Origin of the sequence: Vibrio sp. SCSIO 43140 (genome assembly GCF_023716585.1) — a bacterium.
GTDB lineage: Bacteria > Pseudomonadota > Gammaproteobacteria > Enterobacterales > Vibrionaceae > Vibrio > Vibrio maritimus_B.
The window spans coordinates 2,681,933-2,697,615 of record NZ_CP071850.1 but is presented as its reverse complement, the minus strand read 5'-3'; the positions used below and the strand labels follow the sequence as shown (position 1 = coordinate 2,697,615).

14 protein-coding genes are annotated in these 15,683 nt (G+C 46.3%); 9 read left to right on the top strand and 5 right to left on the bottom strand.

All coding sequences use genetic code 11. The features are described 5' to 3' along the window. The first annotated feature begins 8 nt into the window (after positions 1–8). The 3 genes from J4N45_RS12995 to J4N45_RS12985 all read left to right on the top strand — a co-directional run bounded on the left by J4N45_RS12995 (position 9) and on the right by J4N45_RS12985 (position 3,397). On the top strand, positions 9–1,280 hold the full coding sequence (locus J4N45_RS12995; RefSeq protein ID WP_234495575.1) for a YeaH/YhbH family protein: 1,272 nt from the start codon (positions 9–11) through the stop codon (positions 1,278–1,280). An 11-nt stretch (positions 1,281–1,291) separates the two neighbouring features. Continuing rightward, the gene (locus tag J4N45_RS12990) at positions 1,292–2,824 is read left to right on the top strand and encodes a SpoVR family protein (protein WP_252011698.1); all 1,533 of its coding nucleotides are present in this window, start codon (positions 1,292–1,294) and stop codon (positions 2,822–2,824) included. Positions 2,825–2,995: 171 nt separating this feature from the next. Continuing rightward, complete coding sequence (locus tag J4N45_RS12985) at positions 2,996–3,397, top strand: hypothetical protein (RefSeq protein ID WP_252011697.1); 402 nt, start codon at positions 2,996–2,998, stop codon at positions 3,395–3,397. A 303-nt stretch (positions 3,398–3,700) separates the two neighbouring features. On the opposite strand, the gene J4N45_RS12980 is transcribed toward J4N45_RS12985, so the two are convergent. Further along, the gene (locus J4N45_RS12980) at positions 3,701–4,570 is read right to left on the bottom strand and encodes an AraC family transcriptional regulator (RefSeq protein ID WP_252014692.1); all 870 of its coding nucleotides are present in this window, start codon (positions 4,568–4,570) and stop codon (positions 3,701–3,703) included. A 130-nt stretch (positions 4,571–4,700) separates the two neighbouring features. Between J4N45_RS12980 and J4N45_RS12975 the strand changes: the two genes are divergently transcribed. The 3 genes from J4N45_RS12975 to J4N45_RS12965 all read left to right on the top strand — a co-directional run bounded on the left by J4N45_RS12975 (position 4,701) and on the right by J4N45_RS12965 (position 7,001). Beyond that, positions 4,701–5,849: an aminotransferase-like domain-containing protein gene (locus J4N45_RS12975; protein ID WP_252011695.1), complete on the top strand. Its 1,149-nt coding sequence runs from the start codon at positions 4,701–4,703 to the stop codon at positions 5,847–5,849. Positions 5,850–6,177: 328 nt separating this feature from the next. Further along, complete coding sequence (locus tag J4N45_RS12970) at positions 6,178–6,681, top strand: YgjV family protein (RefSeq protein ID WP_252011694.1); 504 nt, start codon at positions 6,178–6,180, stop codon at positions 6,679–6,681. Positions 6,682–6,707: 26 nt separating this feature from the next. After that, a complete protein-coding gene (locus tag J4N45_RS12965) occupies positions 6,708–7,001 on the top strand; it encodes a Fis family transcriptional regulator (protein ID WP_252011693.1) in 294 nt (97 codons plus the stop codon). Between the two features lie 101 nt (positions 7,002–7,102). Here J4N45_RS12965 and sohB read toward each other — a convergent pair whose 3' ends face one another. Then, positions 7,103–8,164: a protease SohB gene (gene sohB / locus J4N45_RS12960; protein WP_252011692.1), complete on the bottom strand. Its 1,062-nt coding sequence runs from the start codon at positions 8,162–8,164 to the stop codon at positions 7,103–7,105. A 351-nt stretch (positions 8,165–8,515) separates the two neighbouring features. Between sohB and J4N45_RS12955 the strand changes: the two genes are divergently transcribed. Then, positions 8,516–9,259, top strand: coding sequence for a YciK family oxidoreductase (locus tag J4N45_RS12955; RefSeq protein ID WP_234495570.1), 744 nt, complete (start codon positions 8,516–8,518; stop codon positions 9,257–9,259). 92 nt (positions 9,260–9,351) lie between these two features. On the opposite strand, the gene glpQ is transcribed toward J4N45_RS12955, so the two are convergent. From glpQ to J4N45_RS12940, 3 genes are all read right to left on the bottom strand, one after another. Continuing rightward, positions 9,352–10,410 (bottom strand): glycerophosphodiester phosphodiesterase, encoded by a 1,059-nt coding sequence (gene glpQ, locus J4N45_RS12950; RefSeq protein WP_252011691.1) that lies wholly within the window; start codon positions 10,408–10,410, stop codon positions 9,352–9,354. An 18-nt stretch (positions 10,411–10,428) separates the two neighbouring features. Beyond that, positions 10,429–11,826 (bottom strand): glycerol-3-phosphate transporter, encoded by a 1,398-nt coding sequence (glpT, locus tag J4N45_RS12945; RefSeq protein ID WP_252011690.1) that lies wholly within the window; start codon positions 11,824–11,826, stop codon positions 10,429–10,431. 316 nt (positions 11,827–12,142) lie between these two features. Next, positions 12,143–13,279 (bottom strand): patatin-like phospholipase family protein, encoded by a 1,137-nt coding sequence (locus J4N45_RS12940; protein WP_252011689.1) that lies wholly within the window; start codon positions 13,277–13,279, stop codon positions 12,143–12,145. A 244-nt stretch (positions 13,280–13,523) separates the two neighbouring features. Here J4N45_RS12940 and imuA point away from each other — a divergent pair, with 244 nt between their 5' ends. Together imuA and J4N45_RS12930 are read left to right on the top strand one after the other, a co-directional pair. Then, positions 13,524–14,219 carry a translesion DNA synthesis-associated protein ImuA gene (imuA, locus tag J4N45_RS12935; RefSeq protein ID WP_252011688.1) on the top strand — a complete coding sequence of 232 codons (696 nt, stop codon included), beginning with the start codon at positions 13,524–13,526 and terminating at the stop codon, positions 14,217–14,219. A gap of 2 nt (positions 14,220–14,221) precedes the next feature. Further along, positions 14,222–15,673, top strand: a complete 1,452-nt coding sequence (locus J4N45_RS12930) for a Y-family DNA polymerase (RefSeq protein WP_252011687.1) — start codon at positions 14,222–14,224, stop codon at positions 15,671–15,673. The last annotated feature ends 10 nt before the right edge of the window (positions 15,674–15,683 follow it).

The following is a 15,683-nucleotide window of genomic DNA, read 5'->3' as shown; positions in this document are numbered from 1 at the left end:
AGTAACTCATGGCACAATTTATTGATAGACGCTTAAACGGTAAGAACAAAAGTGCCGTTAATAGGCAGCGTTTTCTGCGCAGACATAAGCAGAAAATCAAAGAGTCGGTGACCGATGCCGTTAACCGTCGCTCGATCACGAACACCGAGACCGGTGAAGACGTCTCGATTCCGAGCAAAGACCTCAATGAGCCTATCTTCCATCAAGGCCAAGGGGGCGTAAAAGAGCGTGTCCATCCTGGTAACGATCAGTTCATAACTGGCGACAAAATCGAGCGCCCACCAAAAGGTGGCGGCGGTGGCGGCGCTGGGCAAGGTGAAGCTAGCCCTGATGGAGAGGGTGAAGACGAATTTGTGTTCCAGATATCCAAAGATGAATACTTGGATATTTTGTTCGAAGATCTCGCACTTCCAAATCTGAAAAAGAACCAAATCAACAAGATAAAAGAGTGGAAAACCCATCGAGCTGGTTACCAGACCGCGGGCATGCCCTCAAACATTGCTATCGTGCGCTCACTTCAACAATCTTTAGCGCGCCGTACCGCCATGACGGCAGGCAAGCGCAAGATGCTTGATGAGCTCAATAAACAGCTTGATGCAATCAAAATCAGTGAGCCAGCACAGCCTCTTGAAGAGAACAGGCTCAAAGAGGAGATCGCTGAGCTTCGAAAGAAAATCGATAGCGTTCCTTTTATTGACACCTTTGATTTACGCTTCAAAAACTACGAAAAACGTCCAGTACCTTCCAGCCAAGCCGTTATGTTCTGCTTGATGGACGTATCTGGCTCCATGGACCAAGCAACCAAAGACATTGCTAAGCGCTTCTACGTCTTGTTGTACTTGTTCCTTACACGAACCTATGAAAACGTCGAAGTGGTGTTTATCAGACACCATACTCAAGCTAAAGAAGTGGATGAGCACGAGTTCTTCTACTCTCAAGAAACGGGCGGAACCATTGTCTCGAGTGCATTAAAACTCATGCAAGAGATAGTGGAAGACCGTTACCCTACCGGAGAGTGGAATATCTACGCTGCGCAGGCTTCTGACGGCGATAACTGGGCCGACGATTCACCGCGATGCCGTGACTTGCTAGTGAATAAACTACTACCAGCATGTCAGTACTACTCATATATCGAGATCACTCGCCGAACTCACCAGACTCTCTGGCATGAGTACGAGAAGCTCGAGAATGATTTTGACAACTTCGCGATGAAAAACATCCGATCGGTAGAAGACATATTCCCTGTGTTTAGGGAGTTGTTTCAAAAAGAGACAGCATAGGGAGACGTGCTATGACCACTGAGACCAAGACAGAATCTAAGGTGTTACCTGATGGTCCTGACTGGACCTTCGACATGCTCGAGCGCTATCACGTCGAAATAAAACGTGTTGCTCAGCATTACAAACTCGACACTTATCCAAACCAAATCGAGGTGATCACCTCAGAACAGATGATGGATGCCTACTCGAGTATCGGTATGCCCATCAACTATAACCACTGGTCGTTTGGTAAGAAGTTTATTCAAACCGAACAAGGCTACAAACATGGACAAATGGGTCTGGCGTACGAGATTGTGATCAACTCTGACCCATGTATCGCCTACCTAATGGAAGAGAACTCCGTCACCATGCAAGCGCTTGTTATGGCGCACGCTTGTTACGGTCATAACTCTTTCTTTAAGGGCAATTACTTGTTCCAAACATGGACGGATGCAAGCTCTATCATCGACTACCTCTTGTTTGCGAAAAACTACATTGCTGACTGCGAGCAGAAATATGGTGTCGAAGAAGTTGAGCAAATCCTAGACTCATGCCACGCACTGATGAACTATGGCGTGGATCGTTATAAGCGACCTGAGAAGATCTCTATCGCTGAAGAGAAAGCACGTCAAGAAGAGCGTGAATCCTACCTGCAATCTCAAGTCAACGAGCTTTGGAAAACCGTACCTAAGAACCGTGCAAAAGAGGAACAGCAAAAGGTACGTTTCCCGACAGAGCCTCAAGAGAACATTCTCTATTTCATTGAGAAAAATGCACCTCTGCTGGAGCCTTGGCAGCGTGAAATCGTGCGCATCGTGCGCAAGGTAAGCCAATACTTCTATCCGCAAAAACAGACTCAGGTGATGAATGAGGGATGGGCAACGTTCTGGCACTACACCATCTTGAATCATCTATATGATGAAGGTTTGGTAAGTGATAAGTTTATTCTCGAGTTCTTGCACAGTCACACTAGTGTAGTCGCTCAACCACCCTACAACAGCCCTTACTTTAGTGGGATAAACCCATATGCACTGGGATTTGCAATGTTCCAAGACATTAAGCGAATTTGCGAAGACCCGACCGATGAAGACAAGGAGTGGTTTCCTGAACTCGCTGGCAGCGATTGGCTCGAGGCGGTTCACTTCGCAATGCATAACTTCAAGGATGAGAGCTTTATCAGCCAGTACCTTTCTCCGCGCTTAATGCGTGAATTTAAGTTCTTCTCTATCCTCGATGATGACCGTAAAAACTTTGTAGAGGTCTCGGCTATTCACGACGAGTTGGGCTATCGCCAGATTCGAGAAAAGTTAGCCGCTCAATATAACCTCAGCAATTTAGAACCAAACATTCAGGTCTACAACGTAGACGTGAGAGGCGATCGTTCGCTTACCCTTCAGCATGTTCCACATAATCGTATACCTCTAGACGGTGGGCATGAAGAGGTCTTGAAGCACCTATATCGACTATGGGGCTTTGATGTCATCTTAGAAGAAGTGAAAGATTCTGGCCGACGAGAAATACTGGGTACATGCCCTAAACGGGAGCCATATAACTCCAGTATTTAACGAATCAGGTAACCCCTTATTCCCCTTAGGACGTCACCTGATCTTAAGCGGATTGCTGTTTAGGCAGTAATCCGCTTAATTTTATTCGCCACTATTATTTAACGACATTGATTGACAGCGCGAATCGAATAAAGGATAAGTGACACCAACGCTTAACTGATCAGCATTCCTATGAAAAAAATACTGCTAGCTCTCGCCACCACCCTACTCGCTATTGTCGCTCTTCTCGCTTGGGTGTTTATACCGACGCATGAACGAATTGGACCACAAACCAACGAAATCGAACTCAACGATGAGTTCTCAATATCCGCTCACCGCATCGTCTCTACCGATCCCGATGCTGGGGGTAAGTTCGCGTATTTTGTTGTTTCTGATGCTGTAAGCATCGAGGACCAAGAGCCGTTTCTAGTTACTTCCGATCAGTTTGCAAAGGTTTCGGTAACTGGAGAACAGACATTACAAGCCGTGGTTAATGGCAGAGTTTACCAGTTTCATAACGACCTTTGGGTTGAGCGAGAGAATGGTCAACTGTGGCGTTGGTATGTCAGTCTTGAAGCTAATTATGTTCGATAATTGAAACCAACGAGATACAACCATCATGTTGCTGACCGACTCATTAGGTAGCTAGGAATCTACTTAAGGATTGGTGCGCGTGTTGGGTAAACTCCTGTCTAGCTCAGGAGTGACGACGATTTGAATGTGAAGAACGATCAACTCTCGTCATTCCTGTGCAGACAGGAATCTTGTTAAGGCTTGGTGCGCGCGTTGAGTAGATCTCTGCCTGCGCAGAGATGACGGCTACTTTGAGTATAGTGGCTAACAACTCCCGTCATTCCTGTGCAAACAGGAATCTACTTGAGGCTAGGTGCGCACGTTTCAGAAAAAACTAATAGGCAAATAAAAATCCAGTTCAAACGCTTCTTCATCGTTTAAAAAGTGGTTCTGATGGTAATGCACATACGCTGGCGTCGAACGCAGTTTAAAGCCTGAAGCCGGCAGCCATTTTTCCAAAACGATACTGATTTGTGGCAACAATTCACCATAAACACCCGTCAATCGAAACACCGCATGCAAGCCACCAGGTATGGTCATTTGGTTCACAACACCACGGTATTTAAGTGGCTTATCAATGGCGATGCAGGCTACGTAACGGCACTTATCCAATTCGACCCAAGCGGGGTTCGAGTGATGCAAACCGTATTGGGTTGAGAAGTCACGGTTTTCAGAATTGGCCCAAGCCTTGAGCACCAGCCATGCATTACGGATAGAGCGGTTATAACCTTCATGACGCACGTAAGCAGCAAAGCGTTGTGGCACTTCAACGATTTTAGGCTTAGGTAATGTAAGCTCAGCAACTCGATGGTAACCCTCCGCCACCTCAGGATCTTTTAGGTAGGGCTTTTCCGCAACCTGCAAATCATGCTTACGCCAAGTACCAGGCGACATATCAAATGTGGCTTTAAAGGCGCGACTGAACGATGACACTGAGCTGAAACCACACTTATTGCCAATCTCCAAAACTGACGACTTAGTATCGAACATCAACTGGTTTGCTGCGTACTCCATTCGCGTGCGACGGATGTATTGATGAATCGACTCCCCCACTACATTCTTGAAGATTCGGTGGAAATGCTGCTCAGAATATGCCGCTACATTGGCCAGCTCTTTAGCGGTTAGTTCTCGACTAATATCTTGGTGTATATAGAACAATACGTCATTAATTCTAGAAACCTGTTGTTGGCTCATCATTCAACGTTCTATCGAAATAGCATAAATGGACATGTTTAACAGCATAAATGGACACACTTAGTTTGGCAATTCACATGTAATATCTTTCGAAGAAAACCAGAATTAATAAATAAGAGAAAAACAACAGATGGAAATCGCACAGTCATTGCAACAAGTAAAGTCATCATACATTCGAGAGATCCTCGCTGCGGCCAGCGATAAAAACGTCATCTCACTTGCAGGCGGTTTACCTGACGAAAAGACCTTCCCTATTGACTTAATGAAGCCAACGCTTGAGAACTTGGCGAACATGCCAGAAGTGTTCCAGTACGGTTCAACAGCAGGCTATACACCCCTGTTAGATTTTCTCAATGATTACTTCCAGCTTCCTGAAACACACACCGCAATGATCACTACCGGCTCTCAGCAAGGTTTAGATTTGATTGCGAGGGCTTACGTGAACCCAGGTGACAAGGTGGTGATGGAAGCGCCAAGCTACCTTGGCGCAATGCAGGTATTTGGCTTAGTCCAAGCCAATATCGTTACCGTTTCTCAATCCGAGTTTGGTCCAAACCTTGACGAGCTAGAGCGATGCTTCGAAACGGAAAAGCCGAAAATGTTCTACGCGGTGCCAGATTTCCATAACCCAACAGGGGTGTGCTGGTCGCTCGAAACACGTCAAAAAGTTGCTGAGCTTTGTATTCAATATAACGTGGCTTTCATTGAAGATGCGCCATACCGAGAACTGCGTTTCTCCGGTGAGGCTCTGCCTTTGGTTTCTGATTTCTGTCCACAGAACTCAATCCTACTGCGCTCATTCTCTAAGATCGCCTCACCAGGTCTTCGCATCGGTGTGGTTACAGGTAAAACAAGCTACCTAGAACCGCTAATTAAAATCAAACAAGGTGCAGATCTGCATTCAAGTGTACCGATGCAAGCACTCCTGCACGGTCTGCTTAGACACGACAACTTTGAAACCCACATCAACACCATTTGTGAGCTTTACAAATCTCGCTACGACGTTATGTATGCGGAACTAGAACAACGGCTTCCTACAAGCTGTGTATTGAAACCCGTTAATGGCGGGATGTTTGTATGGGTGGAAATCCCAGAATGCGATACTTTTGAGCTTGCAAAAACACTACTTACCAACGGTGTGGCCGTTGTACCAAGCCCAGTGTTCTACCCTGAAGGCTCTGAGGTAAAGGCCGCTCTGCGTCTTAACTTTACCAACGCGACACCAGACGAATTGAGAGTAGCGGTCAAGCGTTTAGCGGACGTATTACACATGTTGTAATTTGTGTTGAAGTCGAAGAGGCAGAGCGTAAGGTGGTTGCGTCTAGGCATCGATTCTAAGATGACTAGAGTTGTTTAACCTGGTACGTGCCTGCCTCACTTTTCTAAACTAAAACCCTATCGTCACATAAGACCCACCACGCAGATAATATAATAGTTTTCCAACCACGGAAGATTATCTGGAATAAACTAGGTTTCTCCCCCACGATCTCCTTCATTTAAAGCATCAAGTTGAAATGTGTTGAGTTTCAATTTAAACATCAGCAAGATGGGCGTCCTGCGAATATGGAAGAGTTCGTCTAAAGAGCGTTATGTTGACAGGAGGTTTCGTGACACCGTTTGTTTTGTCTCAGGTTTTGGTGGCTATAGCCATTGGTTTTGATTTGATGTCTTTTCAGTTCAAGGACAGACAAAAAATTGTAGCCTGCCTATTCTGCGCCGGAATCTTAATCTCTAGCCACTTTATCCTTCTAGAGCAGTGGACCGCTGCAAGCCTTATGATTATCGCAACCATAAGGTACTTAGTGAGTATCTTCTCTACTTCCAACAAACTGAAATACGTCTTTTGTACCGTTGCAATTATTTCAGCGTTAGTCACCTACTCAGGTTTAGTCAGTATCATTAGTTGTTCCGCATCCATTTTTCAAACGGTCGCTGCGTTTAATCGCGATGATCGCCGATTAAGGGAGTTAATGATAATAGGTACGGCCCTTTGGTTAGTGCATAACTACATCGTCGGCTCTCCGACAGCAGTCATAATGGAAGTGCTTTTTATTTCGAGTAATCTGGTAGGTTATTATCGCTACTATTACAAGAAGTCAGCGGCCGTATAAATCTAGGCTAACAGTAAGGTTTCGTCGTGCGAAAATCCGATAAAAAGATCGAGAATCTAATCCGAAGCGTGTTAACTGACGTTTGTGAAGAGACACTAAAAAGCTACGATGGTTTTCTTTGGGTGACTCATACCGTTAAACACACCTCCTTCCCACAAAGCCTAAAAATTATCTGCGTGTTTGAAACGAATCAGGATAGAGCTCACTTTTTAATGGGAGAGGGTCAGCAGCATGTCTCAACCGCTGTTCAAGTGGCGTTTAGTAAAGTTGGCGTGCAGCTAAAGAACGTAAGTAAGCAAATCAGTTACGAAACCAAATAAAAGCAAGATGTAAAAAAGGGATCTGCATAAATCAGATCCCTCATCGTTTTTCAGCCTAAGACCACAGCGGCACTTATTTTGTCAATTGGCTATATAAACAATCAAACAATTGGTCGTTGACCACGGCTTATCAGCTTCATAAACACATTGTCTGCCGCATCACCTGCTACACCAGAAAGTTTATCAGTGAGTTTTTTCTTCTGAACGTAACGAATCGACAATACTGTTTTGTCTTTGCACGCCTCAATGACGATGTCATCGGACGCTTTGATTTCATCGACCAAGCCCAGTTCTTTCGCTTGAGTACCAAACCAGTGTTCGCCCGTTGCGACTTTATCGAGGTCTAGTTCAGGGCGGTGATCGCGGATAAAGTCTTTGAACAGGCCGTGCGTCTCTTCTAGCTCTTGCTTGAACTTGTCACGAGCCTTGTCTGTGTTTTCACCAAACATGGTTAGGGTACGCTTGTACTCACCAGCGGTTAGCTGTTCAAATTCAATGTCATTTTTCTTTAGAAGCTTATTGAAGTTTGGAAGCTGAGCGATAACGCCGATTGAGCCAACAACCGCAAAGGGTGCTGATACAATCTTATCTGCGATACATGCCATCATATAGCCACCGCTTGCCGCCACTTTGTCGACTGCGATTGTCAAAGGCAGGTTAGCTGCTTTGATTCGATCAAGCTGCGATGACGCCAGGCCGTAGGCGTGAACCATACCACCGCCCGACTCTAGTCGAACTAGGACCTCATCACCCTCTTTCGCGACAGCAAGAATCGCGCTGACTTCTTCACGCAGAGACGCGACTTCTTTTGCGTCAATGCTACCAATAAAGTCCAGTACAAATAGGTGTGATTCACGTTTGCTCTCTAGCTCACCCTCTTTTGCGGCCTTCTTGATTTCTTTTTCGCGCTGCTTTGCTTTCTCTTTTTCAGCTTTCTTTTCAGCTTTGTCGCGCGCTTTGATAAAGGCTTCATCATGCAGATGATGCTCTAGTTGTTCTACTGTGTGTTTACGCTGCTCAGTCAAGTTGGTGATTTCCAACTCACCTTTCGCACCACCAGCACGACCACCTACTGATTTAGCAACAATCAGTAGCGCCACAATCGCAACGACCACTGTCACGATCTTGGCCAAAAATAATCCGTAGTCTAATAAAAATTCCAATGTCTTATCCCCTATACGACGAATTGGTGTATTGTAACTAACTTGTCACGATTACCAATAAGAATTATACCCAAGTGACCTTAAGATTCAGGATTCAGAACACTAGACAAGTCTTATATCAAGGAAAAGAGCCGCAAGAATGGCCGTCCATTGTAAGGATATTTGACGCTGAGATAAGACTTGTCTAGTGTTCCCTTCGGGCGAGTTTGCTAGGCTCGCAGTCTTTGTTGGCGGCTTTCAGTATAGAACCACTATACTTTCAATCCGCCGCCGCGCCTGCAACCCTAGCAAATCTCGCTGAACCTGTATCTTAAGGTTACTTGGGTATATTAATAACTAAGGAAGTGTTACGTGGAATATTCAACCGCTCCTGAAGCTTTGCAAGGTAAAGTTATTTTAGTTACAGGCGCTGGTGCCGGCATTGGTCGCCAAGCTGCGTTGAGTTATGCCGAGCATGGTGCGACGGTGATTTTGCTTGGTCGCAACGTCAACAACCTAGAGTTGGTGTACGACGAGATTGAGAAGCGAGGCTACCCGCAGCCAGCCATCATCCCTCTCGACTTGAAAGGTGCAACCAAACAAAACTACGTTGATATGGCCGAAACCATTGAAAACCAGTTTGGTCAACTCGATGGTGTTTTACACAATGCTGGTGTGCTCGGTACATTAAGTCCATTCGATCAAATCGATGAAGAAACGTTTGATGATGTTATGCAGATCAACGTAAAAGCGGAGTTCTTGATGACACAAGCGCTGCTGCCTATCTTGAAGAAAGCAGAAGCTGGCCGCATTGTCTTCACATCATCGACGGTGGGTCATTCAGGCCGTGCATTCTGGGGCACCTATGCGATTTCCAAGTTTGCGGTTGAAGGCATGATGCAAATTTTAGCCGACGAACTCAGCGACACGGCTATTCGTGTGAATGCGATTAACCCTGGCGCAACGCGCACTCGCATGCGTGAAAAAGCCTACCCGGGTGAAGATGCCAATACATTGAAGACGCCACAAGACATCATCCCGCTCTATCTGCATCTGATGGATCCGAGCGTGACAGAAGTAAATGGTCAATGTATTGATGCTCAACCTAAACGTTGATCCGTTGACTTAGCAGAATAGTCGACGTACTAACCAATAAAGCGGCGCAGATAATCGTATCTGCGCCGCTTTTTCGTTTACCGGACCTGTCGTTACTTACTGTTCAAAAACTCGACGGCTTTATCCGGAAAATCTGTAAACACACCATCGACCTTCACTTGGTGGTAGAAAATGTTCAACATGTCATCAAAGTCCTCGGCATACGCAGGAATACGCCCCTTATCCGCTCTGAACGTGTAAGGGTGTACCGCTAAACCCGCCGCTTTTGCAGACTCCATCAGTGGGGTCACCTTAATATTGCCCTTGGTGGAGGATGAATCCACAAGCATCGGCTTCCAAGGTCCAATTCCGTCGGCATAGCGAGCGACTTGCTCCATACCTTTGGGCTCAAACATCCATTCATAACGATAAGGCTGCTTCTTATCGCCTTGATAGACCATGGTTTCGTTCCAGTCCGTATACGCGATAAGCTGAACTAATTTCAGGTCCATCCCCATATCTGGCAGTAATTGGTCGTTGATACGCTGTAGCTCATTGGCATCGAAGCACTGCAGGTAGATATTGTCGTCTTTTGTGTCATAGCCGTATCGCTTAAGCACCGTGAGTACTGCTTTGGAGATATCTTTCCCTTCATGGCGATGAAACCAGGGTGCCTTGATTTCTGGGTAGATGCCAATGTCATAACCCAGGGTTTGATTTAACCCTTGAATCAGCTCAATCTCTTCTTCCAACGTTGGCACAGTAAAATCTGATTTCCACATTGGGAAGCGTTCTGGATACCCAGCCACCTTGTTACCCTGCTCATCGAGCTTAAAGCCTTCTGTCACGTGCAACGTCTTAATTTCAGCTAAGGTAAAATCAATCGCGTAAAAGCGGCCATCCTCCCTCGCTCTGTCCGGAAAACGGCTCGCGACGTCGGTGACGCGATCAAGATAGTGATCATGCAGCACCACTAGGCGATCGTCTTTCGTCATCACCACATCTTGCTCGATGTAGTCCGGCTTCATTGCATACGCGAGAGCTTTTGCCTCCAGCGTGTGTTCAGGCAAATAACCTGACGCTCCTCGGTGAGCAATCACCAAGGGTTTAGCCATAGCGTTCATCGATGCCGCTAACGCCATAGCTGAAAGAATAAGCGTTGAAGTTTTCATCGTGATTTCCTTATTGAGCTACGAAGATAGCGCTTCTTTATTCTTTAATTGCTCGTCTTGTAATTGTTTTTCCAGTTGCTTCGCCTCATGATGAGCACGCTCACCCAGCAATGCGTAGGTCAAACAAATTATAGAAACAATGCACGAACCCACCAGCAGGATAAAGCCACCATCCCAACCAAAGTGATCAACGGTATAGCCTAGCACTGCGTTTGCCGCTACTGCGCCGCCTAGATAACCAAATAATCCGGTTAACCCCGCAGCTGTTCCCGCTGCTTTTTTCGGTGCTAGTTCAAGCGCGTACAAGCCAATCAGCATTACCGGTCCATAAATTAAGAAGCCAATCGCCACCAGCGCCATCATATCGACTGCCGGGTTACCCGCTGGGTTAAACCAATAGACCATGACGGCTACTGTAACCAATGCCATAAATAGAATACCCGCTGGTGCACGACGTCCCTTAAAGAGCTTATCTGAGATCCAACCACACAATAGTGTCCCTGGGATCCCTGCCCATTCATATAGGAAGTATGCCCACGATGATTTGTCGACCGAGAAGTCTTTCGCCTCTTTCAAGTAAACTGGCGCCCAATCCAATACGCCGTAACGGATTAGATACACAAAGGCATTGGCAATAGCGATAGACCACAGAAGCTTGTTAGAGAATACATACTTAAAGAAGATCTCTTTCGCGGTCATTTCTTTTTCGTGTGAGGTGTCGTAATCGTCTGGGTAGTCTTGTTTGTACTCTTCAATTGGAGGCAAGCCACAAGACTGCGGCGTATCACGCAAAGTCACCCAAACAAAGAGTGCAACGAGAGTGGCAAAAAAGGCAGGAACATAAAAAGCGGTGCGCCAATCATCGTTGAAAGCCCAGAGGCCAAGGATAAACAGTGGACCAATTAAGCCACCACCCACGTTATGGGCCACATTCCATACTGATACGATTTCGCCGCGCTCTTTGCGAGACCACCAATGCACCATGGTACGCCCACAGGCAGGCCACCCCATACCTTGGAACCAGCCGTTAAGGAACAACAAGATAAACATAGCAGTGATGCTTCCGGTTGCCCAAGGCATAAAGCCGAAACAGAACATCACGATTGCCGACATTAGTAGACCGGCACTTAAGAAGTACCTTGGGTTTGAGCGATCCGAGACACTGCCCATAAGAAATTTAGACAAGCCGTAAGCGATAGACACCGCAGCCAATGCCACCCCAAGATCACCGCGGCTATAGCCTTGCTCTATTAAATACGGCATGGCGAGGCTGAAGTTTTTGCGCACTAAGTAGTAGCCCGCATATCCAACAAAAATACCGATAAACAGTTGCCATCTTAGGCGAGAGTAGGTGCGATCAACCTTGTCGAACGCCAAACGTTCGATATGTGCCTTAGGCTTAAATATTCCGAACATAGGAACCTCATTTTGAGCGAAATAGTACAAACATCGAACGATACAAATGCTCGTTCGAAACTAATCGCGAGTGTATGAGAACCTTTTGTAAATATCTGTGACTCATCCCTCAACGGAATAATATCCAACTAAAATCATATACATATAGTTTGTTATTTGGAGGAAGGTTCGGTTTTCACTATATTTAGTTACTATCCGCATGCTGCCACCTGACTGAATATTAAGCGTTTTTTGGGGAGAGCAACAGCGACTAAGGGCAAGCAGCCCTTAATCAAATGAGATGAGTGTGGTTTAAATGGGAAACTATTCCATGCGTTCAGCGATGGTGTTTTGCTAAAAACTCAGCGGCTGTTGCAATGCCGTGCTCATAGTCTTCCAAGATCTGATCTTTTTGGCTCAGCAGTCCCTTAGACGACAGTTCGCGTTCTGGCTGTATGTGCCATAGGTTGACATCATCCGGTGGCGATAGCAGAAACTGCTCCACTTCTGCATGATTAGCATAGTGAGAAACCAGCATATCCAGATGACTTGTGCTGCTTCGACTAAATGGCGTACGTTTGTTTTGAATATCAATCAAGCGAGCCAGTTTGTCTTTATCTTGAATCCATTGCTTTAAGTTGAGCTTATCTGCCGTCATCAGCTTATATTGGTCGCGATACGACTCCAGGCGCGGGCCCGTTAGTCGCTGATAATCGACCTTCATCTCAGCGACTTTCGCGGAAAACTGCTTTTGGAACTCAGCGAGTTTTTCTTTTGTCCCTGAGACTTTGAGATGACGAATGTGCATCTCTAACCCTTCTTCTAACTCTTTTTTCCATTTATCGAGTGACTCACGGACTGAAGTTGGCAACATTAGCGCTTCTTTCGGTTTTGGGATGGTACTTATCACGACCATATTATTGATACCGCGGCGATACGACTCTTCTACAGGAATGGTTGCCGATACCCCGCCATCGACCCACTTTTTCCCATCAAACTCAATATCATGATAGTAAAGCATTGGAATTGCACAGGTTGCTCTTAGCACATCAAACCAATTATCAGCGAAGATCGGATAGTAGTAATCCTTTAACTCTTCCACATCCGTAATACAGGCGAGTGCTACTTTATCATCGCCTAGGTTCTGCTTACCGAGAGATAAATCGAGGGGAAACTCGCCACTGTTGACGAAGTCAAACGCCCAATCGAGATCCATAGGTTGCTGCTTTTGCAGAAACTTATTCATATCGAAAAAACGCTCGCGCGTGGTGTAGTTAAGGATAAAGTCGAGGCCAATGCCACGCTGCTTGGTCACAAAGGAAGAGACATTCAGTGCACCTGCCGAGGTGCCTATGTACAACGAGAAGGGGTCAAAACCGGCATCAATAAACTTGTCCAACACACCCGAGGCAAACGCCCCCTTTTGACCGCCACCTTGTACAATTAGCGAGTATTTATCTTTCTGGTTAAACACGCTGAGCCCCTCAACCATCATGGAATCCTTAACATAGTTCAATGAGATTAAAATATTTACTCTAGTCTTTACACTCTTTTTCGCGGTTTTTTGTTACCACTCTTTCCCCAATCTAGACACTAACTCTTTGTTTCTAGTCCTTTGTCTTTGAACACTCTCTCACCATTCAAGAATTGATCCTGTTTTCAGGGCTTGCGAGCCGACCTTTTTATTATATACTGTATGTATATACAGGTATTTTATTATGCATGAACTCATTCAGAATTTACACAGTAAGCAATTGATATGGAAAGGAAACCGAGTTGAAGTTCCTCGCGAGTTTCATTGTACCGGTTTCTCCGAACTCGACCACAGGCTTGGTGGTGGGTTTCCTACATCTGGCGTGATTGATATCCAGTCTCCTCAAGGTATTGGGGAGCTGAGATTATTGATGCCTTTTGTACAAAAACAGGCCTCTGAAAGATTGTTTGTTTTGATCAATCCTCCCGGTTATCTGTGTGCCGAGTACCTATACGCTCAGGGCATTAGCCCCTCTCAGGTGCTACTGCTCTATCCTGATTCGCCGCAACACGCATTATGGGCTGCCGAGCAGTGCTTAAAAAGTGGCGCATGCTGTGGGGTTTGCCTTTGGCATAGTGGAATTGAAATTCATCAAGCAAAGCGTCTGCAAGTGGCGAGCGAGGTGGGTCATTGTCTCCAGTTCCTTTTTAAGCCAGCACCTGCGAATAACGATACTCAGGTATTTTCACTCCCAGTCTCTTTGAGCTTAACCCTTAGCCCACATGAGATGGGATTGTCTGTAGCAATTACCAAACGCAAAGGTGGTTTTGTTCGCGATCAGTTTGTGATCAACATGCATGACCGCTGGCCTGAGCTCACCACCAGCGAAAAACCAAGCACCTCTACTGTGGTTGCCTTCCCAATGCGTCAGCAAGGATAAGCATGTTACTGTGGTTATATTTGCACTTCCCGACCCTGCAGCTTGATACGCTGTTTGCTGGGCATCGAGAAGAGAACGACACATCGTCAGAACCAACGAGCGAAGAAGAAGCGCTCGCTGTAGCGATTGTTGATGGCCGTAAACATGAAGTGGTTCAAGCCAACGCTTGCGCCCTCGAACAAGGTGTAACCTTGGGTATGGGATTGGGTAGCGCTGCTGCGCTTTGCCAAGATCTTCAGGTGCACCCTTACGACAATGACGTCGAGACTCGGCGATTGCACGATATTGCTCAGTGGCTGTACATGATCACCTCCGACATCTGTCTGTGCCCACCCAATGGTCTTTTGATTAAGGTTACCAATATGCTGTCGTTATACGAGGGTATTGGTAACTATTGGGCTACGCTGCAAGCACATCTCAAACATCTGAACGTGCAAGCCTACTATTCAACGGGTGTGTCTCCATATTCAGCGATGCTAATGGCAAAGCAAGGGCGCAACTGGATTGAATCCGATCGAAAGGCGCTCAATGATGCTGTTGCTCGCTATTCATTAACGTGCTCTGAGCTACCAAACAAACAGGTCGAAAAGCTACAGCGGGTTGGCATTCAAACTATTGCCGACCTTTTAGCACTCCCCTTACCTGATATCGCCAAACGCTTTGATATCGACTTAGTGAACTATGTCGGCAGGCTCACCGGGCAATTCAAACACCCTGTTGATTTCTATCACCCACCTGAGCACTTTTGCCAGTATTTGGAGCTGTTATTTGATGTCGAGAATATCGACTGGTTACAAAAGCCTTTAAGGCGGCTCCTCAACCAGCTCGAGGTGTTTCTTAAGCTACGCGACAAAGTGGCGTTTGAGCTATCACTCATCCTCCACCAGCGTGATCATGGCGATAAGTCGGTAAGCTTCCATTCTGCACAAGGGGATTATCTTGCTGAGAAATGGCAAACCCTCTCTGCGCTCACGCTCGAAAGTATCAAGCTGGATGGTCCCGTGAATGGTTTAACGCTGGAAATCGTGCGCGCCGATGAGGTGCAAGTCAATGAGCATGATCTGTTTAGCGGCGTCAAAGGAAGCCAAACAGCCCTTGAGCTCATCTCAACATTGCAGGCAAAGCTTGGTCAAAACAATGTGACCTCGTTGACGCTCACCGATGACCCAAGACCTGAGTTCGCCACGCAGCCAAGAGTCCCTACCGCGAACGAAAAACCAGAGGTAAATGCCCACTTACCTCATAAACTCCGTCCAAGCTTACTGTACAGCCCCCCCTTTGCGCTCGAGCAAAAGGTAACCGTCGCTCTCGGCCCTGAACGCATCGTCAGCGGTTGGTGGGATGGTAACCCTGTAAAGCGTGACTACTATGTCGCACGTGGTGAACAGGGGCAGTGGTTATGGATTTATCGTACTGAAGACAAGCAGTGGTTTATCCACGGGCAATTTAGTTAACCATTTTTAA